This is a genomic window from Streptomyces sp. NPDC014891, assembly GCF_043081085.1.
Lineage (GTDB): Bacteria > Actinomycetota > Actinomycetes > Streptomycetales > Streptomycetaceae > Streptomyces.
In genome coordinates this window covers 732674-756218 of record NZ_JBIBWF010000003.1, presented here as the reverse complement: position 1 = coordinate 756218, position 23545 = coordinate 732674, and the positions used below count along the sequence as shown (strand labels likewise).

General features: G+C 72.9%; 21 protein-coding genes and 1 pseudogene. 13 read left to right on the top strand and 9 right to left on the bottom strand.

Annotated features, from left to right (window positions below; all coding sequences use genetic code 11):
• Nucleotides 1-317: 317 nt before the first annotated feature.
• The 5 genes and pseudogenes from ACF09E_RS11635 to ACF09E_RS11615 all read left to right on the top strand — a co-directional run bounded on the left by ACF09E_RS11635 (nt 318) and on the right by ACF09E_RS11615 (nt 5223).
• Nucleotides 318-1448, top strand: coding sequence for a winged helix DNA-binding domain-containing protein (locus ACF09E_RS11635; protein WP_392204961.1), 1131 nt, complete (start codon nt 318-320; stop codon nt 1446-1448).
• A 119-nt stretch (nt 1449-1567) separates the two neighbouring features.
• Nucleotides 1568-3277: pseudogene (locus ACF09E_RS11630) on the top strand (YwqJ-related putative deaminase); the annotation flags it as partial.
• A 62-nt stretch (nt 3278-3339) separates the two neighbouring features.
• Nucleotides 3340-3801 (top strand): SUKH-3 domain-containing protein, encoded by a 462-nt coding sequence (locus ACF09E_RS11625; protein WP_392204960.1) that lies wholly within the window; start codon nt 3340-3342, stop codon nt 3799-3801.
• Nucleotides 3794-4186 (top strand): YwqJ-related putative deaminase, encoded by a 393-nt coding sequence (locus ACF09E_RS11620; RefSeq protein ID WP_392204959.1) that lies wholly within the window; start codon nt 3794-3796, stop codon nt 4184-4186. Before ACF09E_RS11625 ends, ACF09E_RS11620 begins: the two co-directional genes overlap by 8 nt.
• Nucleotides 4187-4200: 14 nt before the next feature.
• Nucleotides 4201-5223 (top strand): SUKH-3 domain-containing protein, encoded by a 1023-nt coding sequence (locus tag ACF09E_RS11615; RefSeq protein ID WP_392204958.1) that lies wholly within the window; start codon nt 4201-4203, stop codon nt 5221-5223.
• A 47-nt stretch (nt 5224-5270) separates the two neighbouring features.
• Here the strand turns inward: ACF09E_RS11615 and ACF09E_RS11610 are convergent, their stop codons facing one another.
• Entirely contained in the window at nt 5271-6086 is an 816-nt protein-coding gene (locus ACF09E_RS11610) for a response regulator transcription factor (protein WP_392204957.1), read from the bottom strand.
• Nucleotides 6087-6177: 91 nt separating this feature from the next.
• Here ACF09E_RS11610 and ACF09E_RS11605 point away from each other — a divergent pair, with 91 nt between their 5' ends.
• Nucleotides 6178-7863 (top strand): AMP-binding protein, encoded by a 1686-nt coding sequence (locus ACF09E_RS11605; protein WP_392204956.1) that lies wholly within the window; start codon nt 6178-6180, stop codon nt 7861-7863.
• Nucleotides 7860-9491: an AMP-binding protein gene (locus ACF09E_RS11600; protein WP_392204955.1), complete on the top strand. Its 1632-nt coding sequence runs from the start codon at nt 7860-7862 to the stop codon at nt 9489-9491. The genes ACF09E_RS11605 and ACF09E_RS11600 overlap by 4 nt, the downstream gene beginning before the upstream one ends.
• A 69-nt stretch (nt 9492-9560) precedes the next feature.
• On the opposite strand, the gene ACF09E_RS11595 is transcribed toward ACF09E_RS11600, so the two are convergent.
• The 3 genes from ACF09E_RS11595 to ACF09E_RS11585 all read right to left on the bottom strand — a co-directional run bounded on the left by ACF09E_RS11595 (nt 9561) and on the right by ACF09E_RS11585 (nt 11868).
• Entirely contained in the window at nt 9561-10130 is a 570-nt protein-coding gene (locus ACF09E_RS11595) for a GNAT family N-acetyltransferase (RefSeq protein ID WP_392204954.1), read from the bottom strand.
• A gap of 19 nt (nt 10131-10149) precedes the next feature.
• Nucleotides 10150-10953 (bottom strand): TIGR04222 domain-containing membrane protein, encoded by an 804-nt coding sequence (locus ACF09E_RS11590; RefSeq protein WP_392204953.1) that lies wholly within the window; start codon nt 10951-10953, stop codon nt 10150-10152.
• 114 nt (nt 10954-11067) lie between these two features.
• Nucleotides 11068-11868 (bottom strand): hypothetical protein, encoded by an 801-nt coding sequence (locus tag ACF09E_RS11585; RefSeq protein WP_392204952.1) that lies wholly within the window; start codon nt 11866-11868, stop codon nt 11068-11070.
• Between the two features lie 1008 nt (nt 11869-12876).
• On the opposite strand from ACF09E_RS11585, the gene gcl reads away from it, so the two are divergent.
• Entirely contained in the window at nt 12877-14664 is a 1788-nt protein-coding gene (gcl, locus tag ACF09E_RS11580; RefSeq protein ID WP_392204951.1) for a glyoxylate carboligase, read from the top strand.
• 124 nt (nt 14665-14788) lie between these two features.
• Here the strand turns inward: gcl and ACF09E_RS11575 are convergent, their stop codons facing one another.
• Nucleotides 14789-15760 (bottom strand): ArsR family transcriptional regulator, encoded by a 972-nt coding sequence (locus tag ACF09E_RS11575; RefSeq protein ID WP_392204950.1) that lies wholly within the window; start codon nt 15758-15760, stop codon nt 14789-14791.
• 57 nt (nt 15761-15817) lie between these two features.
• Between ACF09E_RS11575 and ACF09E_RS11570 the strand changes: the two genes are divergently transcribed.
• A complete protein-coding gene (locus tag ACF09E_RS11570) occupies nt 15818-17038 on the top strand; it encodes an MFS transporter (RefSeq protein WP_392204949.1) in 1221 nt (406 codons plus the stop codon).
• Here the strand turns inward: ACF09E_RS11570 and ACF09E_RS11565 are convergent.
• The 4 genes from ACF09E_RS11565 to ACF09E_RS11550 all read right to left on the bottom strand — a co-directional run bounded on the left by ACF09E_RS11565 (nt 16974) and on the right by ACF09E_RS11550 (nt 21708).
• Nucleotides 16974-17639 carry an HNH endonuclease gene (locus ACF09E_RS11565; RefSeq protein WP_392204948.1) on the bottom strand — a complete coding sequence of 222 codons (666 nt, stop codon included), beginning with the start codon at nt 17637-17639 and terminating at the stop codon, nt 16974-16976. The two genes, ACF09E_RS11570 and ACF09E_RS11565, sit on opposite strands and share 65 nt — an antisense overlap.
• A gap of 609 nt (nt 17640-18248) precedes the next feature.
• Nucleotides 18249-19706 carry a catalase gene (locus ACF09E_RS11560; protein WP_392204947.1) on the bottom strand — a complete coding sequence of 486 codons (1458 nt, stop codon included), beginning with the start codon at nt 19704-19706 and terminating at the stop codon, nt 18249-18251.
• Nucleotides 19707-19894: 188 nt separating this feature from the next.
• A complete protein-coding gene (locus tag ACF09E_RS11555) occupies nt 19895-20785 on the bottom strand; it encodes a 2-hydroxy-3-oxopropionate reductase (RefSeq protein WP_361859507.1) in 891 nt (296 codons plus the stop codon).
• Between the two features lie 89 nt (nt 20786-20874).
• The gene (locus ACF09E_RS11550; RefSeq protein WP_361859504.1) at nt 20875-21708 is read right to left on the bottom strand and encodes a TIM barrel protein; all 834 of its coding nucleotides are present in this window, start codon (nt 21706-21708) and stop codon (nt 20875-20877) included.
• 140 nt (nt 21709-21848) lie between these two features.
• On the opposite strand from ACF09E_RS11550, the gene ACF09E_RS11545 reads away from it, so the two are divergent.
• The 4 genes from ACF09E_RS11545 to uraH all read left to right on the top strand — a co-directional run bounded on the left by ACF09E_RS11545 (nt 21849) and on the right by uraH (nt 23540).
• Complete coding sequence (locus tag ACF09E_RS11545) at nt 21849-22100, top strand: hypothetical protein (protein ID WP_148003012.1); 252 nt, start codon at nt 21849-21851, stop codon at nt 22098-22100.
• Between the two features lie 44 nt (nt 22101-22144).
• Nucleotides 22145-22483, top strand: coding sequence for a helix-turn-helix domain-containing protein (locus tag ACF09E_RS11540; RefSeq protein WP_392205026.1), 339 nt, complete (start codon nt 22145-22147; stop codon nt 22481-22483).
• Nucleotides 22484-22638: 155 nt separating this feature from the next.
• Nucleotides 22639-23154, top strand: coding sequence for a 2-oxo-4-hydroxy-4-carboxy-5-ureidoimidazoline decarboxylase (gene uraD, locus ACF09E_RS11535; RefSeq protein ID WP_392204946.1), 516 nt, complete (start codon nt 22639-22641; stop codon nt 23152-23154).
• Nucleotides 23151-23540: a hydroxyisourate hydrolase gene (gene uraH / locus ACF09E_RS11530; protein WP_266898335.1), complete on the top strand. Its 390-nt coding sequence runs from the start codon at nt 23151-23153 to the stop codon at nt 23538-23540. Before uraD ends, uraH begins: the two co-directional genes overlap by 4 nt.
• The last annotated feature ends 5 nt before the right edge of the window (nt 23541-23545 follow it).

Here is a 23545-nt window from a genome sequence, read left to right as displayed (position 1 = left end):
GGAGTCCTGGCTGGCCGCGGAGTTGGACCCGGCGGATTGACACGGATTGCCCGGGACTCTCGTTCCGGACGCGATGGAGGCAGGGGGATCGGTTCCGGTTCGCGGTCTACATCTACAGCCAGTCCCTCTTCTTGAAGACGAGGTACAGGCTGGTGCACACGACGGCCATCAGCAGCGTCCCTCTTCTGCACCTCCTGGCTCACCGGGCAGGACAGGGGGTTCGTTCCGGGTGGATCGGGAGGGAAACGGGCCGGCGCCCTCCCGCGTCACCCGGTTGCGGACCGTATCTGTCCGCAAGCCCGAGTAGCGTGCCGGTCATGGCCCTCAAGACGACCCACCCCGTGCTCGGTGCCCGCGCCCTGAACCGTGCCACCCTCGACCGCCAACTGCTTCTCCGCCCCGCCTCCCTGGGTGTCCCGGAGGCCGTCGAGCACCTTCTCGGGCTGCAGGCCCAGAACACCAAGCCCCCGTACTACGCGCTCGCCGCCCGCCTCGAAGGCTTCCGGCCCGAGCAGCTCTCCGCACTCATGGAGTCCCGCGCCGTCGCGCGCATCGTCACGATGCGCTCCACCGTGCACACCCACACGGCGCGCGACGCGGTGGCCCTGCGCGGGCTCGCGCAGCCCGGGGCGATCGACCGCGAGCTCGCCCTCTTCGTCTCCCGCGGCGGCCTCGACGGCGTCGACCTCGACCGGCTGGCCGAGCTCGCCCGCGGCCTCGTCGAGGAGCGGCCCCGCACCCCCAAGGAGCTGCGCGAGGAGCTCCTCCCGCACTGGCCCGACGCCGATCCGCAGTCGCTGTCCGTCGCCGCCCGCTGCCTCCTTCCCCTGGTCCAGGTCACCCCGCGCGGGCTCTGGGAGCGCGGCGGCCAGGTCGCGCTGACCACCGCCGACCGGTGGTTCGCCGACTCCGACGGGCCGGCGGCCGGCGGGCCCGCCGATCTCGACGAGACCGTCCTCCGCTATCTCGGCGCCTTCGGGCCCGCCTCCGTCAAGGACATGCAGTCCTGGTGCGGCCTCACCCGGCTCGGGCCCGCGTTCGAGCGACTGCGGCCCCGGCTGCTCGCCTTCCGGGACGAGCGGGGCACCGAGCTCTTCGACCTCCCCGACGCGCCCCGCCCGGACGAGGACGCCCCCGCACCGCCCCGTCTCCTCCCCGAGTTCGACAACCTGCTCCTCTCGCACGCAGACCGCACCCGCGTCGTGCCCGCCGACCTGCGCGGGCGCACCTGGAGCGGCAACCAGGCCCACCGGGTCTTCCTCCTCGACGGCTTCCTCGCCGGCATCTGGCGCCTCGACGAAGGCAAGGAGCGCACCACGCTCACCCTCGAACCCTTCGCACGAGTGACGCGTGCGGATCGTGCCGCCCTCCTCTCGGAGGCGGAGCGGACGCTTCTTCTCATGGCCTCGCCCGGTACTGCCTACGACGTTGTGATCGACGGGAGTTGACAGGGCATTGAGTCGATCCCGGCGGCCGGCGGGAAGCCCGTTGAGGGAAGTCCCGTGATGTGACAGGCTGTTCGCTCTTGCGTTCTGTGAACGTCTTTGGGCACGGGGGGGATACGTTCATGGCGGTGACGGTGCCGGACTGGGCGGACACGCTGCTCGACCTGGTGGGGGTGAACTGGCCGAACGTCGACGAGGACGTGTACCGCGACATGGCGGACGCGCTGCGGGAGTTCGCGGACGACCTCGCCGACGACGGGCAGCTCGCCAACAACCACATGGAGCGTCTGCTGTCGTCGGGGCACGGCGAGGCGATGGACGCTCTGAACGAGCACTGGTCCAAGGTCAAGGGCAAGCACCTCAAGGACATGGTCTCCGCGGCCCGTACGATCGCGGACGCGCTGGACCTCGCGGCGGGCGCGATCGAGGGCATGAAGTGGAAGGCCGTCGCGGAGCTCGGGGTGCTGGCCGGGCAGACCGGTCTCGCCATGGCGCTGATCCCGGTGACCGGTGGTCTGTCGGCGCTGCTCGGCGCGGGAGCGATCGCGTTCACGAAGAAGCAGTTGTTGAAGCTGATCACGCAGGCGATGGAGGAGGCCGTCGGCCACATCGTCTCGGTCATGACCGAGCCGGTCGTCGCCGCGCTGGAGAACATGGCGGCGGACCTGGTCGTCCAGGTGAGCATGGACGCGCTGGGCGTGCAGAACGGTGTGAACCTCGACCAGACGCAGCAGGCCGGCAAGGACGGCTTCGACCAGGGCGTGCAGGGCGCCAAGGAGGGCATGAACCTCGCCTCCGCCGGAAGCGGTGCCGGTGGTGGCGGCAAGGGCTTCCACATCGAGCACGACGAGCACGACCAGGCCGGCACGAAGCTGAACGGGGTGAGCGTCGGCCTCCACGGCAAGACCGCGGGCAAGCTGACCAAGGCCAAGGGGCACCAGGGCCGTAACAAGGGCCGGGACGACATCGCCGACGCCCTCGACCCCGTCATCGAGAAGGCCATGGGCGCCCTCGTGAAGTCCGCGAAGACTATGGGCGACCACATCGGCGAGACCCTCCCCAAGGCCGTCAAGCAGATCTCCAAGGACCACAGGAACAACGATGACGACACCGCCGCCCGCCTCGCCCGCCAGCGGAAGAGCCAGGAGGACGCGAAGGACGGCGCCGGCGGCCCGGGCGGCGGGAACCCCGGAGGCACGGGCGGCGGCAAGCCCCCGACCGGAGGTGGGGGCCGGGGCGGCGGCGGTGGCGGAGGCACCTCGGACGGCACCCCCCTCAACCCCCAGCCGGGCTGGCACGGCCAGTCCGCCCAGGGCATGAAGCACCACCGGCGGGACGCCCTCGACGTCAGCCACCTCAGCGAGGAGGACCAGCGCAGGGCCCTCGTCGGCGAGGCCGACCGGCTCGCGAACGACGCCAGGAACCAGCCGCAGAGCAACCCGTACCCGGAGGGCAAGCACCGGCTCAAGACGGCCTGCGCGGGAACCCTCCTCCACGACGGCACCCTCACCGCGCACACCAGCAGCACCACCACCGGGGACTCCGCGATGTCCACCCACCCGGCGCTGCAACAGATCCTGGACCGCGTGAAGAACGACATCACGTCGGAGAACGAGAGGCTGGGCAGCGGCCACGGGAAATGCGCGGAAGTCTCCCTCATCTCGGACCGGTTGCACCATATGGATCCGAACGGCACCGGGATCGTCACGGCCGAGGACGTACGGAAGGCCATGGAAGGGTCCCGCGTCTATTCCGTCCAGATCGGCGACATGCGCCCCGGGGACGACCAGTTGCTGCACGGCGCGTACAAACCGCCCTGCCGGTCCTGTGAGAGAATGCTGCCCCTCGCCGGCGTCATCGCGCACCACTGAGAGAGAGCCTGGACATGCCGAGAATGACAACGGAGGAAGTCGAGGCGGCGCTCACCGAGGCCGGCTGGACACGCGGGCGGGACATCGGCGGGCAACTGCCCGAACTCCTCGGTGTCGTCACCGAACGCTTCGCGGAGGAAGGCCATCCCGTCGAGGCGTTCACGGCCGCGCGGGACTTCGTCCGGGAATTCGGCGGAATCCGCCTCGTCATTCCGGGAACACCGCCCGACGCCGTCGGATTCACCCCGCACTGGATCTACGAGGAGAGCGCCGAGGACGTCGCCGAACTCGCCGCGAACGTGGGGAAGAAGCTCTTTCCCGTCGGATACGAGTCCTTCGACGGCTCCATGGTCCTCATCGACGAGACGGGGCGTTTCTTTCTCATGCACCACACCGGTCCCTATTTCCTGGGAGCGAACACGTACGAGGCCATCAGCTGTCTGCTGCGCGGCCCCCAGCAGGAAGCGCGGGACTACTTTGTCTGACACCGTTCCGGGAACCGCCGCCTCCCTCCTCGTCCAGGGGACCGTCACCAGCCAGACCGATCTGACCGGTGACGGCGAACCCCGACTGCACCCCGCCGTCGCGGAGTTCTTCGACGGGCTCGCCCCCGGGCGGCGCGAACCGTTCCTCGGGTACTGCGCCGAGTCCGCGCTCGTCTCGGACCGGCTGTACGCCGTGGACGCCCGGCGCGCGGACGGCAGGGTCACGACCCTCGCCGAGGCGCCCGCCCACTTCGCCGGCGCGGCCCTCGTCGCCCGCAAGGTGCGCCCCCACGGGGACCCCGAGCACGGCACGCCCGCGCCCCTCTGCCGGTCCTGTGCGGCCCTGGCCGAGACGCTGGGCATCACGGTCCTCCAGGGCGCCTGACGGGGGCGCCGACGATGACGACCGAGCAGCGGCAGAGCCCGGCGGACGGCCCGTCGTCCGGGCGGACCATCTCCGTTCAGGGCGGGCCCTCGTCCGGGCGGACCATCTCCGTTCAGGGCGGCCCGTCGTCCGGGCGCGCCGCCGACGACCCCCTCGTCCTGGCCGGCTGGTACCCTGGGCGGGACGCCGGGGAGGCCGCCATGCTCGCGGTCCTCAGGACGGCGGGCATGGGCCCCTGGGTCCTCTTCCCCGCCGCCGAGCGCGCCGTCCGGGAGTTCCACGGGCTCCGGCCGGGGCCGGCGGCGCACGGGGGCCGCGAGGTCGCGGCGACCGGCTGCGTCGTCGACCCCGAGGAGGCCCGGTACGACGGTCCGTCCCTGCGCGGGCTCGCCGACCGGCTCGGTTCCCGCCTCTTCCCGCTCGGCCGCACGGCCGCGGCCGCGCCGCTGGCCGTCGACGAGGAGGGCCGGCTGTTCTCCCTCGGGGCCGGAGGCGCCTGGCTGCACGGCGGGACCGTGCGCGAGGGGCTCCTCGCCCTCGCCGAGGGCGTGCGGCCCGTACGGCTCCGGGTCCGGGAGTGGCAGTGGCCCCTGCGGGCCGAGCCGGCCGACCTGGCGGCCGGCGTCCGGGCCGCGCTCGTCGCCGTCTACGTGCTGCACACCCACGGGGTGTTCGGCGCCCGGACCCTCCGCCTGCGGGCCACCACGCTCCGAGGGATCGGCGTGACCGTCCTGGAGCAGGACTTCCGGCTGCGCGGCGGCCCCCTGGAAGCCAACGCGCCTTCCCTGGCCGAGGCGATGGAGACCGCGCTGTCCGGTCTGGCGCAGACGTCCGGCTCGTGCGAGCTGGTCCTGTCCGTACCGGCACCGCCGGGCACGGCCGGGCCGCCGGCGGACGTCGGCTGCGCCGTCGCGCTCGGCGGCCCCGACGGCTTCGCCCTGACCCTGACCGCCGGTGCGGGAGCCTCGGTCGGCCCGCCGGCGACCGCCCTCGAGAACTGCGTGACGGCCTTCGACGCCTGGTCCGCCGCACTCTGAACACCCCGCGGATGCGCGGGACGCGGACGGCGGCCCCGCTCGCCCCCCTACGGCAACACCCCCACCCGGCGGGCCGCCACCACCGCCTCCAGGCGGGTGTGCGCGCCCAGTTTGCGCATCGCCGAGCGCAGGTAGCCCTTGACCGTCTCCGGGCGCAGGCCGAGGCGGGTCGCCGCCGTCGCGTTCGTCGCGCCCGAGGCCACCGCCGCGAGGACGTCCGTCTCCCGCGGGGTCAGCGTCACCCCCGGTACCCCGCGCGGTGCCCCCGAGGCCGTCTCCAGGCGGCCGCAGACCGCGAGCAGCCGCTGCCGCAGCTCCGGGTCCGGCACCCGCGGCGCCAGCTCGCGCAGTTCCCCGTACGCCTGGCGGACCTCCTCCCAGGACGGCCCCGCGGCCGGCGGGGCCGCCAGGCGCTCCACCTCGTCCCGGACGGCGAGCGCCTGCTCCACGTCGCGGGCCGCCGCGACCGCCGCGTCCACGACCCGCTCGCCGATCGGAAGGGCGTCGCGCAGCGCCCCGTACAGGACCCCGCGGACCTTCCGGCGTACGACGACGGGCACCGCGATCACCGAGCGCAGGCCCTCGGCGGCGACCGGCCCGTCGTACTCGTGGGTGATGTGCCGGGCCGACGGGTAGTCCGTCACCGCGCACGGCCGCGACAGGGCCAGGCACTTCCCGCCCAGACCCGAACCGGTCGAGATCGCCAGTCCGTGCAGCGCCGGCGTCACCGCCCCGCAGGTCTCGCCGATCCGCATGGCCCGCCCGTCCTGGAACAGCCCGCCGAAGACCACCGGCAGTCCGCTGCCCCGGCGCAGCCGCAGCAGCGCGGCCCGCAGCTCCGCCGTTTCCCTCTGCTCGGACACGGAACCACTCCTTCACCCCCGAACGGGGGTAGTGAGACCTGGGTCACCGATTACACGATGTCCTGGACCGGTCCCGCAACGAGGAGGACGAATGACGGCGCAGAGCGCGACCCGTGCGACGGAGGTGTTCCGGGCCGCCCGGGACTTCCTGCTCCAGCACCGCGAGGACTACGAGACGGCCTACCAGGGCTTCGCGTGGCCCCGGCCGGAACGGTTCAACTGGGCGCTCGAATGGTTCGACGTCATCGCCGAGGGCAACGACCGGACCGCCCTCCACATCGTCGAGGAGGACGGCTCCGAGGCGAAGGTGTCCTTCGCCGCGATGTCCGCCCGCTCCGACCGCGTCGCGAACTGGCTGCGCGCCCGGGGCGTCCGCGCCGGCGACCGGATCATCGTGATGCTGGGCAACCAGGTCGAGCTGTGGGAGACCGTGCTCGCCGCCATGAAGCTGCGCGCCGTCGTCATCCCCGCCACCCCGCTCCTCGGCCCCGCCGACCTGCGCGACCGCGTGGAGCGGGGCCGCGCCCGGCACGTGATCGTGCGCGCCGAGGACACGGCCAAGTTCGACGACGTGCCCGGCGACTACACGCGGATCGCGGTCGGCAGGGCCGGGGCGGACTGGCTGGACTACGCGGACGCCGCCGGGGAGTCCGCCGGCTTCGAGCCCGACGGCGTCACCCTCGCCGACGACACCCTCATGCTGTACTTCACGTCGGGCACGACCGCCCGCCCCAAACTGGTCGAGCACACCCACACCTCGTACCCGGTCGGGCACCTCTCGACGATGTACTGGATCGGCCTCCGGCCCGGTGACGTCCACCTGAACATCTCCTCGCCGGGCTGGGCCAAGCACGCCTGGTCCAACCTCTTCGCCCCGTGGAACGCCGAGGCGACCGTCTTCGTCCACAACTACACGCGCTTCGACCCGGCCCGGCTGATGGACGAGATGGACCGCCACGGGGTGACGAGCTTCTGCGCCCCTCCGACGGTCTGGCGGATGCTCGTCCAGGCGGACCTCGGCCGGCTGGCGACCCCGCCGCGCGAGGTGGTGGCCGCGGGGGAGCCGCTGAACCCCGAGGTCATCGAGTCGGTGCGGCGTGCCTGGGGCGTCACCGTAAGGGACGGCTTCGGCCAGACCGAGACCGCCGTCCAGGTCTCCAACAGCCCCGGCCAGCGGCTCAAGGAGGGCTCCATGGGACGCCCGACCCCCGGCTTCCGGGTCACTCTGGTCGACCCGGTGAGCGGACGGGCGGACGTGCCGGAGGGCGAGATCTGCCTCGACCTGTCCGGCCGGCCGGTGGGCCTGATGACCGGCTACCACGGAGACCCGGAGCGGACGGCCGAGGCGATGGCCGACGGCTACTACCGCACCGGCGACATCGGCTCCCGGGACGCCGAGGGCTACCTCACCTACGTCGGGCGCGCCGACGACGTCTTCAAGGCCTCCGACTACAAGATCAGCCCCTTCGAGCTGGAGAGCGCGCTCCTGGAGCACGAGGCCGTCGCCGAGGCGGCGGTCGTCCCCGCCCCCGACCCGCTGCGGCTCGCCGTCCCCAAGGCGTACGTCGTCCTCGCGGCGGGCTGGGAGCCGGACGAGGAGACCGCGAAGACGCTGTTCGCGCACTCCCGCGCGGTCCTCGCCCCGTACAAGCGCGTCCGCCGCATCGAGTTCGCCGACCTGCCCAAGACCGTCTCCGGCAAGATCCGCCGCGTCGAACTGCGGCGGCTCACCGCCGAGGGCGGCGGCAAGGAGTACACCGAGGGGGACCTCGCATGAGCACACCCGGCACCGCCGCGCCCACCGAACCCTCCTACGCCCACGGGGTGTCGGAGACCCCGCTCCTCGGCGACACCATCGGCGCCAACCTGGACCGGGCCGTCGCCGCCTGGCCGGAGCGGGAGGCGCTCGTCGACGTCGCCACCGGACGCCGCTGGACGTACGCCCGGTTCGGCGCCGACGTCGACCGGCTGGCCGGCTCCCTGCTCGGCAGCGGGGTCCGCAAGGGCGACCGGGTCGGCATCTGGGCGGTGAACTGCGCCGAGTGGGTGCTCGTGCAGTACGCGACCGCCCGGATCGGCGCGGTCATGGTGAACATCAACCCCGCCTACCGGCCGCACGAGTTGGCGTACGTCCTCGACCAGGCCGGCATCACCCTGCTGTTCGCCTCACTCGCGCACAAGACCAGCGACTACCGGGCGATGGTCGAGCAGGTCCGCTCCGCATGCCCGGGGTTGCGCGAGGCGGTCTACTTCGGCGACCCGGGCTGGGACGCCTTCCTCGCCCGCACCCCGGGCGAGCTCCGCCCCGAGCCGCTGTCCTGCGACGAGCCCGTCAACATCCAGTACACCTCGGGGACCACGGGCTTCCCCAAGGGGGCCACCCTCTCCCACCACAACATCCTCAACAACGGCTACTTCGTCGGCGAGATGATCGCCTACTCGGAGCAGGACCGGATCTGCGTGCCGGTGCCCTTCTACCACTGCTTCGGCATGGTGATGGGCAACCTGGCGGCCACCTCGCACGGCGCCTGCATGGTGATCCCCGCGCCCTCCTTCGACCCGGCCGCCACCCTCCGGGCCGTGCAGGAGGAGCGGTGCACCGCGCTCTACGGCGTGCCGACGATGTTCATCGCCGAGCTGAACCTCCCCGACTTCGCCGACTACGACCTGTCGACCCTGCGCACCGGCATCATGGCCGGCTCGCCGTGCCCGGTCGAGGTGATGAAGCGGGTCGTCGCCGCGATGAACATGGCGGAGGTGTCGATCTGCTACGGCATGACCGAGACCTCGCCGGTCTCCACCCAGACCCGCCGCGACGACGACCTGGAGCGCCGGACGGGCACGGTCGGCCGGGTCATGCCGCACGTCGAGGTGAAGGTCGTCGACCCGGCGACCGGCCTCACCGTCGGACGCGGCACGGCGGGGGAGCTGTGCACCCGCGGGTACAGCGTGATGCTCGGCTACTGGGACGAGCCGGAGAAGACCGCCGAGGCGATCGACGCCGGCCGCTGGATGCACACCGGCGACCTGGCGGTGATGCGCGACGACGGCTACGTCCAGATCGTCGGCCGCATCAAGGACATGATCATCCGGGGCGGAGAGAACGTGTACCCGCGCGAGATCGAGGAGTTCCTCTACGGGTACGCGAAGATCGCCGACGTCCAGGTGGTGGGCGTGCCCGACGAGCGCTACGGCGAGGAGATCCTCGCCTGCGTGATCCCCCGCGACCCGGCCGACCCGCCCACCCTGGAGGATGTCACCGCCTACTGCCGCGACCGCCTCGCCCACTACAAGATCCCGCGCCGGGTGGAGATCCTCACCGCGTTCCCGATGACGGTGAGCGGAAAGGTGCGGAAGGTGGAACTGCGGCAGCGGTACGGCGACGGGGGCGGCGGACCCGCGTGAACCCGGGCCCGGCCGGGCCGCCAGGCTGCCGCCCACCGCCCACCGCCCACCGCCCGGCGGTCCGCCCGTCTAGCCGCCCTGCCGGGCCTCCAGGGACTCCGGAGCGCCCGCGCCCGCCGGAGCGGGGTCCACCTCGCGGCGCATGCACACCCGGGGCCAGACCGAGAGGCCGTGGGCCGCCTCCGCGCGGCTGATGGCACGCAGCCCCTCCGTGAGGGCCGGGTCGGATGCGGCGAGCGGGCGGAAGCCGAGCCGCGCGTAGTACGGCGCGTTCCACGGCACGTCGGTGAACGTCGTCAGGGTCAGGGCCGCCAGGCCCTGTTCCCCGGCGGTCGCCGCCAGATGCTCGATCAGCGCCCGGCCGACGCCGCGGCGGGCGGCGTCCGGATGCACGGACACCTGCTCGATGTGGGCGGAGCCGTCGACCGTGTCGGTCAGCAGGTACGCGACCGGGCGGTCCGCGGCGTCCACCGCGACCCACGCCCGGCCCGCACGGCGGTAGGAGTCCAGGACGTCGAGGGGCAGCGGGTCGTCGTCGGCGATCGCCGCCATGCCGAGGGTGCGGAACGGCTCGCCCGCCGCCCTCTCGATGTCCTGGAGCAGCGGGAGTTCGGCCGGAGCGGCCGCTCTGATGCGCATAGGACAGTATGGCGCGGCCTCACCCCGAGCGGTCGTCCGGAACCGGACCGCGTTCCTGCGGCGGCCGGTTCCGGTCCACCTCGCCCGGCCGGTCCAGCAGCCCGCCGTCCCGGGAGAAGTGGGGCAGGAACAGCGCGAGCGCCGGGTCGCCGTACAGCGCCACGTACAGCTGGACCAGCCGCCCGTCCGTCACCTCGCGCCGGTGCTCCGGCAGCGGATACCGCTCCCGCAGGCCGGTGAGCAGCCGCCGCGCCGCCCGGGTCGCCGGCGGCAGCCGCAGCAGCAGGGCCGCCGCGAGGAGGACGGGCAGGGCACCGGCCGCGAGCGCACCGGCCAGACCGGTGCCGGACGCCTTCGTCGCGTACGCCCCCACCGCCACCGTCAGCGGGACGCAGCCGAGGAGGGCCCGGCCCGCCCAGAGCCGGGCGGGCGGCCGCAGCAGGCCCGCACCGCGCAGCTCGCGGCCGAGCGCGTCCACCGCCCGGCGCGCCTCGGGGCGCACCGTGAGGTCACGCAGCGCGAAGGCCCGGTGGAGCGCCCCGTGCACCCCGAGCTGGACGGGATCCCGGGTGCGGCCGGGGCCGCCGTTGGCCCGAATCGTATGTTTGCGGCCGGCGGCGACCGCCCCGCGCTGGTGCAGGGCCACGAGCGCCACGGTGACCGCCGCCCGCCGGCCGCCGCGCAGCAGCGCGAGGGCCTGCGGCGGCGGTACGTCGTCCGGACGCGGCGCGTCGCCATCCTTGCTGCGGGTTCGCAACAGCGCGGCGGCGAGCAGCAGTTGCACGCAGGCCGCTCCTATGAACCACCACATCCCCGTCGGCATGAGGCCCACCCCCCGAGGGTGTTGTGCCCGGGGGAGCGTGATCGTCACGCGTGAATGGCCGGTTTCGGATGCCGAGATGCTGTGGTGGTACGTCCCCGGCGGGCCCCGGCTTCCTCAGGCGGCGCCCGACGTCAGCCCTTCGGCGGCGGCGTTCACCGGCTGGGGGGTGCCGGTGAGGTCGAGCACGAACAGCGGAAGGCCGAGCTCGGCGGCGCGCGAGCGGGCCTCGGGGGTGTAGCCCGCGAGCGAGAAGAACACGCTCACGGCGGAGGCGCTCAGTCCGTTGAGCCAGAGGCACTCGACGGCCCGGAGCCCGGTGGGCCGGGTGCTCGGGTCGACCTGGGCGACGAGCCCGGGCGCCCGCAGGTCCACCCCGGCGGCGGGGCGCTCCTCGGGCTGGACCACGTCCCGGAAGCCCAGCCAGCGCAGGTAGCCGGCGGCCGCGGCGACGGCGTCCCGCGCGGTCCGGATCGTCAGCGGCCGGAAGTCCCCGCGGGCGGGGGCCGGGCGCGGGGAGGCGAGAGGCGGCGGCAGGTGGGAGGGGTGGCGCTCGGCGAAACCGCGGGCCGCTCCGGGACGGGGCGGGCCCGTGGGGCGGTCGGGTGCGGGGTCGGACCGGCCGGGTCGCGGGTCCGCGGCGGGACCCGGCGTGAGGGCTCCGGGGCCGGTGCCGAACCAGTCGGAGCCGGTCTCGACCGGCCGGGGGTCGTCCGTACCGGGGGAGGCGTCCGGCAGGCGCGGGTGAGGCATGCCCGCGACGAACGGCCCGGGTGCGCCGAACGGGCGGGGCGCGTCGAACGGGCCGGGTGCCTCGGCCCCCTCGGACGCCTCCGTGGTGCCGAAACCGTCGGAGGGATCGGCGAGGCCGTCGGCGCCGGGCGGATCGTTCCGGCGGAAGCCGCCGGGCGGCGGCACCGCGGGTGAGGACGGTGAGGAAGAAGGGGAGGAGGTGGCGGCCGCCGCCGGCCTGGCAGCGGGCGGTGGACCCGGCGGTGGGAAGGGGGCCCGGTCGACGTCGCCCGTCCCGGGCCGGACGGGGCCCGCCGCGGCACCCGCGCCGCCCGCCTGCGTACGCGCGCCGCCGTCCGCGCCCGGCTCCGTACGTCCACCGGCACCCGCGCCCGCCTGCGTACGCGCGCGGTCGTCCGCACCCGCGACCGGCTCCGATATCGCGCCCGCGCCGGCGCCCTTACCCGCGCCCGATCCCGCGCCCGTACGAGCGCCCGTGCCCGGAACCCCCGCCCCCGGTTCCGTACGTGCCCCCGAACCCGCGTCCAAGCCCGCGCCCGCGCCCGCGCCCGCTCCCGTACGCGCGCCCGGTCCGCCGGTCGGTGGGACGGCGTGGCGGCCGCGGCCCGCCTCCGGCCAGGGGCCCGGGCCGGCGACGGCGCCCTCCGGGGGCCCGCCGGCCGTCGAGGGCTCCGGGGCCACCGGCTGCACCGGCACCCGGAGCACCGTCCCGCACGTGCAGCCCAGCTCCGGGTGCGGCCAGTCGTTCGTGCGGCCGCATGCTCCGCAGCGGACCGCGACCCACTCGTCCGCCCAGTTCCGGCGGGTGATGGGTTCCGCCGTCGCGCCCGCGGTGAGGGGAGGCGCCACCGGGCTCCCGCACACGCAGGGGAACACGGGTGCCGCGTACGCCTGCGTGCGCAGGCACTCCGGGCAGTGCACCGGTACCGACTCGCCCACAACCGACCCCCTGTCGTTCCGTCCCATCGTCCACCCGACGGACGCCCCGGGGGGAGGTGTTCGGCCACTTCCCCGTATCCCGACGGTCGGACTTCTCTTGACGGCTCTCCGGACCCCGACCTACATTGCTTCCGTATAGCAGAACAGCATTTCCGCATTACGGAAACAAGCCGCTCCGGGCTCTCGAGCCGACCGGTGGGCTTGGATCCGCCCGGCCGAAGCAGGAGCACTCCCATGCCTCGTATGACCGCCGCCGCAGCGGCCGTTGAGATCCTCAAGCGCGAAGGCGTCACCACCGCGTTCGGCGTGCCCGGCGCGGCGATCAACCCCTTCTACCGCGAGCTCAAGAACGTGGGCGGCATCGGCCACACGCTGGCCCGCCACGTCGAGGGCGCGTCCCACATGGCCGAGGGCTACACCCGGGCCAAGGCCGGCAACATCGGTGTCTGCATCGGCACCTCCGGCCCGGCCGGCACCGACATGATCACCGGCCTGTACTCGGCGATCGCCGACTCGATCCCGATCCTGTGCATCACCGGCCAGGCCCCGGTCTCGAAGCTCCACAAGGAGGACTTCCAGGCCGTCGACATCGCCTCGATCGCCAAGCCCGTCACCAAGGCCGCGACCACCGTCCTGGAGGCCGCGCAGGTCCCCGGCGTCTTCCAGCAGGCCTTCCACCTGATGCGCTCCGGCCGTCCCGGCCCGGTCCTCATCGACCTGCCGATCGACGTCCAGCTGACCGAGATCGAGTTCGACCCGGAGACCTACGAGCCGCTGCCGGTCTACAAGCCGCGCGCCACCCGCGCCCAGGCCGAGAAGGCCCTGAGCTTCCTCCTGGAGGCCGAGCGCCCGCTGATCGTCGCCGGCGGCGGCATCATCAACGCCGACGCCACCGACCTGCTCGTCGAGTTCGCCGAGCTCACCGGCATCCCGGTCATCTCCACCCTGATGGGCTGGGGCACCATCCCGGACGACCACGAGCTGGCCGCCGGCATGGTCGGCGTCCAGACGGCGCACCGCTACGGCAACGCGACCTTCCTGGAGTCCGACACCGTCATCGGCATCGGCAACCGCTGGGCCAACCGCCACACCGGTTACAACCTGGACGCCTACACCAAGGGCCGGAAGTTCGTCCACGTCGACATCGAGCCCACGCAGCTCGGCAAGATCTTCGCCCCGGACTACGGCATCGCCTCCGACGCCAAGGCCGCGCTGGAGCTCTTCATCGAGATCGCCAAGGAGTGGAAGGCCGCCGGCCGGCTCCCCGACTTCTCCGCCTGGGCCGCCTCCGCGCAGGAGCGCAAGGCGACCCTGCAGCGCCGTACGCACTTCGACAACATCCCCCTGAAGCCGCAGCGCGTCTACGAGGAGATGAACAAGGCCTTCGGCCCGGAGACCCGCTACGTCACCACCATCGGCCTCTCGCAGATCGCCGCGGCCCAGTTCCTGCACGTCTACAAGCCGCGCCACTGGATCAACTGCGGCCAGGCCGGCCCGCTCGGCTGGACCATCCCGGCCGCCATCGGCGCCGCCACCGCGCAGCCGGACACCCCGGTCGTCGCCCTCTCCGGCGACTACGACTTCCAGTTCATGATCGAGGAGCTGGCGGTCGCCGCCCAGCACAAGGTCCCCTACGTCCACGTCCTCGTGAACAACGCCTACCTCGGTCTGATCCGTCAGGCGCAGGGCGGCCTGGGCATCAACTTCGAGGTCAACCTCGAGTTCGAGAACATCAACACCCCGGAGATCGGCGTCTACGGCGTCGACCACGTCAAGGTCGCCGAGGGCCTGGGCGTCAAGGCGATCCGCGTCACCGACCCCGACAAGCTGGGCGAGGCGTTCGAGCAGGCCAAGAAGCTGGCCGTCGAGCACCAGGTCCCGGTCGTCGTCGAGGCCATCCTGGAGCGCATCACCAACATCGCGATGAGCAAGACGGTCGACATGAGCGACGTCACCGAGTTCGAGGACCTGGCCACCGAGCCCGGTCACGCGCCGACCGCGATCAAGGCCCTCCAGGTCTGATCGTCCCCCTCTCCGGAGGGACCGACCCCCGCCCCGAGGAGCACCGGGGCGGGGGTCTCCGCGCGTCCGGCCGCCGGGGCCGTACGGCGCGGCGGGCCCCGCCGCTCAGCGCGGGCCCCGCCGCTCAGCGCTGGGCCCGCACCAGCACCGCGCCCGCCTCCGTCCACTCGTACAGCACGGACCGGCCCGCCCGGCCCCGGCGCACGAGCCCGGCGTCGAGCAGCACCCTCAGATGCCGGCCCACCGAGCCGAGGCCCTGTCCGGTGAGGGCCACCAACTGGCTCGGGGACAACGGCGATCCGAGCCGTACGAGCACCCCGGCCCGCGCCGTGCCGAGCAGCGTCCCCAGCGCCTCGGGCACCACCGTTCCCGCCGCGTCGGACAGAACTCCCGCGCAGGGATAGACGATCGCGCTCCGCTCCGCACCCTCCCAGGACACCCAGCCGGTCATCGGCGTCACCGGGACGAGGAGCAGCCGCCCCCGGACGAGCGTCCGCGCGGGATAGTCGCGGTCGTTGACCTGGAGCCGCCCGTCGCCCAGCCAGCGCATCTTGCCCGGGCACAGCTCGTCCAGCGCCGCGGCCCAGCCGTCCCGGCTCAACCGCGCCGTGCGCGCCGTCACGTCGGCCTCCAGGATCCGCCGCCGGCGCGCCCAGTCCGGCAGCACCGTCTCCCGCCACACCCAGCCGAGCACGGCCGCGAGCCGCTCCGGCAGATCGCGTGCCGAGCGCAGCGGCTCCGGCACCGGCCCGCCGATCGCCACCGCCAACTGGTCGACCGCGGCCGCCGGTTCGGTCGCGAGGACGGCCGCGACCTCCTCCTCGAAGGACCGCTCGCGGTCCCCCGGAGGCGTGGGCGTGAGGAAGTCGGCGTTCCAGGTGGGCCCGACGGCCGCCCGCACCAGCAGCGCGTCGAGCGGCTCGGCAGCCAACCGCTCCCGGTACGCGGGCAGATGGCGCCGGAACCAGGACCGCTCGCCCGGGTGCGTGGACGCCCCGGCGTGCAGCGTCTTGAGCGACGCGACCGTCTCGGCGAGCGGGGACAGCAGGAACGCGCTGCCCGCCAGGGTGTCCGTGCCGATCCGCCACCAGCCCATGTTTCGCCTCCCCGCGAAACAGTACCGAGCACCGGGGGTCCCGCGGAGACTCCCCGCATGCCCCGCTACCGCGTCCTCTTCGGCACGCCCGAGTTCACCCCGCTCTTCCTCACCGGCGCCGCGCACACCGCCGCCCAAACGATCGCCGGACTCGGGCTCGCCACCCTCGTGTACCGCGCGACCGGCTCCCCGCTCCTCTCCGCCCTGGCGCTCTTCGGGCCCTCGCTCGCCCAGCTGGTCGGCGCGACCACCCTGCTCTCGGCCGCCGACCGGCTGCCGCCGCGCGCGGCGATCGCCGGGATCGCGCTCTTCTTCGCCCTGGGCACCGCCGTCCTCGCCGTCCCCGGGCTGCCGGCCTGGGCGCTCTTCGCCGTCCTGTCCGCCGAGGGGCTCGCGGCCTCGCTCGGCGGCGGCGTGCGGTACGGCCTCCTGCACGAGATCCTCGCCCGGGAGCACTTCCTGCTCGGCCGCTCGGTCGTGAACATGGCCGCCGGCGTCTGCCAGATCGGCGGGTTCGCGACCGGCGGCGCCCTGATCGCCCTGCTGTCCCCGCGCGGCGCGGTCCTCGCCAGCGCGGGCCTCTATCTCGCGGCCGCGGTCCTCGCCCGCACGGGCCTCGGGGAGCGCCCGCCCCGGGCGGCGGGCCGGCCCTCGGTCGGCGAGACCTGGCGCACCAACCGTCTGCTGCTGGCCCCGCCCGCGCGGCGCCGGGCCTACCTGGCCCTGTGGGTGCCCAACGGTCTTGTCGTGGGCTGCGAGTCCCTCTTCGTGCCGTACGACCCCGAGCGCGCCGGTCTCCTCTTCGCCTGCGCGGCCTTCGGGATGCTGGCGGGGGACACGGTCGTCGGCCGCTTCCTGCCGGCCCGGCTGCGCGAGCGGATCCGCTTCCCGCTGCAGGCCCTGCTGGCGGCCCCGTTCCTGCTGTTCCTGCTGGATCCGGCACTCCCGCTCGCGCTCCTGGCGGTGACGGTCTCGGCGACCGGGTACGCGGCGAGCCTCCTGCACCAGGAGCGGCTGACGTCCCTGGTGCCGGAGGAACTGGGCGGTCACGCCCTCGGGCTCCACGCCTCGGGGATGCTCGCGCTGCAGGGGGTGAGTGCGGCGCTCGCCGGCACGCTCGCCCAGTTCACGTCGCCGCGCACCGGGATGGTGCTGCTCGCCCTCGCCTCGCTCGCCGTCACCTGCGCGCTGGCGCGGGCCGAGCGTCCGGCGGTCAGCGGGACGCCGACGAGCGGATCACGACCGTCTCCTCGCAGGGACCGTCGGCGAACAGCTTGAGCGTCTCCACCTCGTCCTTGTCGGCGGACAGGCCCCAGCGCAGCTTCGTCGCCACCCAGTCCCCTAGGTAGCGGCAGTACCGCGCGGTGTCCGCGGGGACCCAGTCGGCCGGGTCCCGGCCCGCCCTGTCCCGGAGGCTGCGGGCGGTGACGGCGACGAGGGTCGCGGGGGCGCCCTGGTCGTTGGCGAAGCGCTCGCGCCGGGCCACGGTCCAGCCGGCGGCCCCCGACTCCCAGGCCTCCGCGAGCGGCACCAGGTGGTCGACGCTGAGCGCCGCCGGGTCGGAGACGCTCTGGCCGTCGTACGGCGAGGTCCAGCGTCCGCCGGTCAGCGCGCAGCCGGGCCCCGTCGCGGGGGCGTCGACGGCCTCGGCGAGCAGGACCTCGGAGCGCGTGTCGCAGCCGTCCGCCGGGTCGAGGCCGGCGTTCCAGTGGGGGAAGGCGCCCGCCGTGAAGCCGTCCGGGGCCTCGGTGGCCTCGGTGAGCCCGGCCAGCGCGTCGGGCAGCATCACGACGTTCGCGGAGAGGGCGGGGGAGGGGACGGCGAGCGGGGAGAGGACGAGGGCGAGCGGGGTGAGCCCGCGCAGCGCGTTCTTGATCATGTACGAGTGGATAGCGCCGGCGGCGGGTGCGGTGGGGCCGCATCGCGAGGCGCTCCTCCGAGCGGGTGAGGATGTTCACCGCAGAAACGATGCCCTGGACGAGGGTCCCAAGGGTGCGGAGGGGCCGCCCGACCGGATGACGTGCCTGGCTGCCCGACCGGACGACGTGGACGGCTTCCGGACCGGACGACGCGCCCGGCTTCCGGGCCGGGCGGTGTGCTGCGCCGCGGAGACGAAGAAGAGCGCGGAACCAGGGACCGTAAACCTGGTTCCGCGCTCTCCGGCTTGTGACCGCCCGACGGCACGAGGCTGGCGCGACAGGACGTTCGCGCCGCCGGGCGGAGTCTGGAGGGTTCCTCCGGAGGGATCCGTTCGGGGACCCCTCGGGAGGGCGTTGGGACCGCGGCGGTGCCGACGGGCGGCCGGTGGTCCCCTTCTTTCAGGTCAAGAAGGGGGACCGGTGCCCTTACCACCGCACTGGCTCGGCGCCGCCGCGGTCCTCACGCTTGTCCGGATCACCGGCCACCCCTCATCCGGGTCGGCGATCCGGACCACGTACGGCACTGACCTCCCGTCAGGTGCCGTACGCAGTCTGGGTGCTGTCGGCCGTCAGTCCTGTCGCAGGGCTTCGACGGCCTCGGCCACGCGCTTGCCGTAGTCCGCGTCGGCGGCGGCGAAGTGCGCGAGGTTCTTCTCGATGACGTCCTCGCGGGACACCTGGGACAGACCGCCGGCGATGTTGGCGATCAGGCGCTTCTTCTCGTCCTCGGACATCAGGCGGTAGAGCTCGCCGGCCTGGAAGAAGTCGTCGTCCTTGGTGTGCTGGGGCGCCTCGTGGGTGCCGGTCCAGCCGTGGATCGCGAGCGGGGCGGAGAGCGCCGCGTCGGTCTGGGCCGGGCCCTGGTACGAGTTGGGCTCGTAGTTCTTGTCGTAGCGCGAGCCCTGGCGGGTGGCCATGGCGCCGTCCCGGCCGTAGTTCTCGGCGACGGTCGCCTTCGGGGCGTTCACCGCGAGCTGGGTGTGGTTGACACCGAGGCGGTAGCGGTGGGCGTCGGCGTAGGCGAAGAGGCGGCCCTGGAGCATCTTGTCCGGCGAGGGGCCGATGCCCGGGACGAAGTTGTTCGGGGAGAACGCGGCCTGCTCGACCTCGGCGAAGACGTTGTCCGGGTTGCGGTCGAGGACCAGGCGGCCCACGCGCTGCAGCGGGTAGTCGCTGTGCGGCCACACCTTGGTGAGGTCGAACGGGTTGAAGCGGTAGTCGGCGGCCTCGGCGGCCGGCATCACCTGGACGTACAGGGTCCAGGAGGGGTTCACGCCCCGCTCGATGGCCTGCAGCAGGTCCGTCTGGTGCGAGTTGGCGTCCTGGCCGACGAGCTCGGCGGCCTGGTCGGCGGAGAGGCTGCGGATGCCCTGGTTCGTCTTGAAGTGGTACTTGACGAAGAAGGCCTCGCCCGCCTCGTTGGTCCACTGGTAGGTGTGCGAGCCGTAGCCGTTCATGTGGCGGTACGAGGCGGGGATGCCGCGGTCGCCCATGAGCCAGGTGATCTGGTGGGTGGCCTCGGGGGCGTGCGCCCAGAAGTCCCAGACGTTGTCCGGCTCCTGCTTGCCCGTGAAGGGGTCGCGCTTCTGGGAGTGGATGAAGTCGGGGAACTTGATCGGGTCCTTGATGAAGAACACCGGGGTGTTGTTGCCGACGAGGTCGTAGTTGCCCTCTTCGGTGTAGAACTTCAGGGCGAAGCCGCGGGGGTCGCGGACGGCGTCCGCGCCGCCGAGGGAGTCGGCCACGGTGGAGAACCGGATGAACGTCTCGGTCTTCCTGCCGACCTCGCCGAGGAAGTTCGCCTTGGTGAAGCCCGTGACGTCGTCGGTCACCTCGAAGTACCCGTACGCGCCGGAGCCGCGGGCGTGCACCACGCGCTCCGGGATCCGCTCACGGTTGAAGCGCGCGAGCTTCTCCAGCAGGTGCTGGTCCTGGAGGAGGAGAGGGCCACCGACGCCGGCGGTGGCGGAGTTCTGGTTGTCGGCGACGGGGGCGCCGGACTCGGTCGTAAGCACGCGCTTCGACATCGTGACCTTCCGTACGGGAGCTCTGGTGACGGTGCGAGGAGCGTAAATTCGGCTCGAACGTGACGTCAACAGTTTGTTGAAAATGAAGTGTGGTGTTCCGGTCGGCGGCGGCGCCTGGGCGCGACAGGACAGTTGTCAGCGCCGCCGCCGACCGGAAATCTGGGGCCCCCGTGGGCGGGGGCGCGGGGTCAGACCTGCTGGCCGGAGAGGCGCTCGACGGCGCGCAGCAGGGCCGAGTGGTCCAGGCCGCCGTCACCCTGGGCGCGCAGCGAGGCCACGAGCTGGGCGACGACCGCGCCGACCGGGAGGGCCGCACCGACGTTGCGGGCGGCGTCGGTGACGATGCCCATGTCCTTGTGGTGCAGGTCGATGCGGAAGCCGGGCTTGAAGTCCCGGTTCAGGAAGTTGTCCTTCTTGCGGGTCAGCACGGTCGAGCCGGCCAGACCGCCGTTGAGGACGTCGAGCGCGGCCTGGAGGTCCACACCGGACTTCTCCAGGAAGACCACGGCCTCGGCGCAGGCCTGGATGTTGACCGCGACGATCAGCTGGTTGGCGGCCTTCACCGTCTGGCCGGAGCCGTGCGGGCCGCAGAGCACGATGGTCTTGCCGAGGGCCTCGAGGACCGGGAGGGCCTCGTCGAAGTCGGCCTGCTCGCCGCCGACCATGATCGAGAGCACGGCCTCGATGGCGCCGGCCTCGCCGCCGGAGACGGGCGCGTCGATGACGCGGATGCCCTTCTCCTTGGCGTTCTTCGCCAGGTCCACGGAGGTCTGCGGGGTGATCGACGACATGTCGACGATGAGCGCGCCCTGCTTGGCGTTCTCCAGGATGCCGTCCGGGCCGTAGGCGATGGCCTCGACCTGGGGGGAGGCGGGCACCATCGTGACGATCACGTCGGCGTCCTTGACGGCCTCGGCGATCGAGGCGGCGGAGGTGCCGCCGGCCTTGGCGAGCCGGTCCAGCTTGTCCTGCTCCAGGGTGAAGCCGGTGACCGAGTAGCCGGCCTTGATCAGGTTCTCGGACATGGGGGAGCCCATGATGCCGAGGCCGATCCAGGCGATCTTGGGAAGGTTGCTCATGAGGGTGCCTCTCGAAAACTGGTCGTACGGGGGAGGGTCGCGGAGCGGGAGGGCCGCCGGCCCGGGGGCCGGCGCTCGGGGGTGTCCGCTCAGCGGGCCGGGCGGGCCTCGGCCGGGAGCCACTCGAAGGACGCGGCGGCGTCGGCGGCCTTGTACTCCAGGCCGATCCAGCCCTCGTACCCGGCCTTCTTCAGCTCGTCGAGGAGCTGCTCCAGCGGCAGGTCGCCGGTGCCCGGCGCGCCGCGGCCCGGGTTGTCCGCGATCTGGACGTGGCCGGTCTTGGCCGCGTACTCCGCGATGACCCGGCCGACGTCCTCGCCGTTCATCGACAGGTGGTAGATGTCGAGGAGGAACTTGGCGTTGCCGAGCCCGGTCGCCTCGTTGACCTTGTCGATGACCTCGATCGCGGAGGGGGCGCTCACCAGCGGGTAGAGCGGCGACTCCGGCTTGTTGAGGGTCTCGACGAGGAGGATCGCGCCGATCCGGTCGGCCGCGCGGGCCGCCAGGACCAGGTTCTCCAGGGCGAGGGCGTCCTGGACCTGGGGGTCGACGCCCTCGACGCGGTTGCCGTAGAGCGCGTTGAGCGCCTTGCAGCCGACCGAGGCGGCGAAGTCGGCGGCGACCTCGATGTTGGCGCGGAAGCGGTCCGACTCCTCGCCGGGCACGGAGAGGGCTCCGCGGTCGGGGCCGGGCAGCTGCCCGGCGTAGAAGTTCAGGCCCACCAGCTGGGTGCCGGCGTCCTCAAGAGCCTTCTTGAGGGCGTCGAGCTCGCTCTGCTCGGGGGTGGCGGTGTCGATCCAGGGCCACCACAGCTCGACCGCGGTGAAGCCCGCCGCGGCGGCGGCCGCGGGACGCTCCAGGAGCGGGAGTTCCGTGAAGAGGATCGACAGGTTCACATCGAAGCGCTGGTCCGTGTATCCCATGAGGGGCGGCGCTCCTTCCGTATCGCGGAAGTAAGTTTCTGTCTGACGGAATGTTGCAAGGCGTGGGAGGTGCTTGTCAAGAGGTCCCCGCAGGTCCGGGGCTCCCGTAGGCCCCCGTGGGGCCGTAGCGTGGGGCCATGGTGCGTTTGAGAGTGGAGTTCACGACCGAGCCGTTCGACCTCGACGAGGCCCCGGCGCACGCGGTCGTGGCCCGTGAGGTCATCCAGTCGGCGGAGCTCGACGCGGTGGACGTCGGCCCCTTCGGCAACACGGCGGAGGGGGGTGCCGACGCGGTGCTCACCGCCGTCGACGCCCTGCTGCGCCAGTCGCTCGCGGCCGGTGCCACCCGTGTCTCGCTCCAGGTCAATGTGCTCGGGGAGGGCGAGAAGTGAACGATCACCCGCTGGTCGCTGCCGTGAAGCCGCTGGTCGACGCCATGGGCGCCGAGCTGCTCGTCCCCGCCCAGGCGGGGGCGGACGACGTCGTCCTGTCCTGGGAGGGGGAGGACGTGCTCGCCGTGCGACTGCCCCAGCTCTCCGACTCCCTCGACCACATCCTCGCGGCGATGGAGCGGAGGCACGGGATGCCGCTGGCCGATCTGGACCGCAAGGCCAAGCAGGAGGCCGTCCGCCTGCTGGAGGCCCGCGGGGCCTTCGCGGTGCGCCACGGGGTGGAGACGGTGGCGGGGGCACTGGGTGTCAGCCGCTTCACCGTGTACAACTACCTCAACAGGGAGACCGCCCTGAGCAGGGAAAAGCCCGCCAAGGCCGAGTAGTTGATCATGCGTGATCCAAGGCCGTCGTCCGGATGTCGGGACGACGGCTTTTGCGTGGCCGAGTTTTCAACAAAGTGTTGACGTTGTGTTGCGGAGGGCGTTAGCTATCCGCAGCCCGTCCGACGCACAGCGAAATACAGCCACGGAGGCTTCCCGTGACTTCAGGTACGACACCGGGCCTCACCCGGTTCAACACCTCCGCGGACAGCGAGGCCCTCGCCGCGCTCCACGAGGTGTGTTCCAGTTCGGCGTGGGGGAGCAAGATCCTCGCCCAGCGCCCGTACTCCACCGCCGAGGCTCTCTTCCTCGCCAGCGACGCCGCCATGGCCGAGCTGACCGCCGAGGACCTTGCCGAGGCGATGACGGGGCACCCGCCGATCGGTCGTCCTAAGGCCGGGGACCCGACCTCCTCCCGCGAACAGAGCGGGATGGCCGGCGCCTCCGCGGAGCTCAAGGCCGAGATGCTCGAACTCAACCTGGCCTACCAGGACTCGTTCGGACACGTCTTCCTGATCTGCGCCACCGGCCAGACCGGTGAGCAGATGCGCGACGCGCTCCGGAAGCGGATCGAGAACTCGCCCGAGGAGGAGCGGGAGATCGTCCGCGCCGAACTGGGCAAGATCAACCGCATCCGGCTGACCCGACTCGCAGAGGAAGAGAGCTCCGCATGAGCACCGACACCACGGCCTCGGTGTCCACCCACATCCTGGACACCAGCATCGGCCGCCCCGCCGAGGGCGTCGCCATCACGCTCGCGGCCCGCAGCGGCTCCGACGCGGAGTGGGTCGCGCTCGGCGGCTCCGCCACCGACGCGGACGGGCGCTGCAAGGACCTGCCGGCACTGCCGGAGGGCACCACCCACGTCCGTCTCGACTTCGAGGTCGAGACGTACTTCTCCAAGAAGCAAGCCGAGGCGCAGCAGGACGCCCCCCGCGTAAGGGACAGCGGTGCGTTCTTCCCGGAGGTGGCGATCACGTTCGCCGTCACGCCGGGCGAGCACTACCACGTACCGCTGCTGCTCAACCCGTTCGGCTACTCCGTATACCGAGGGAGCTAGCAGAC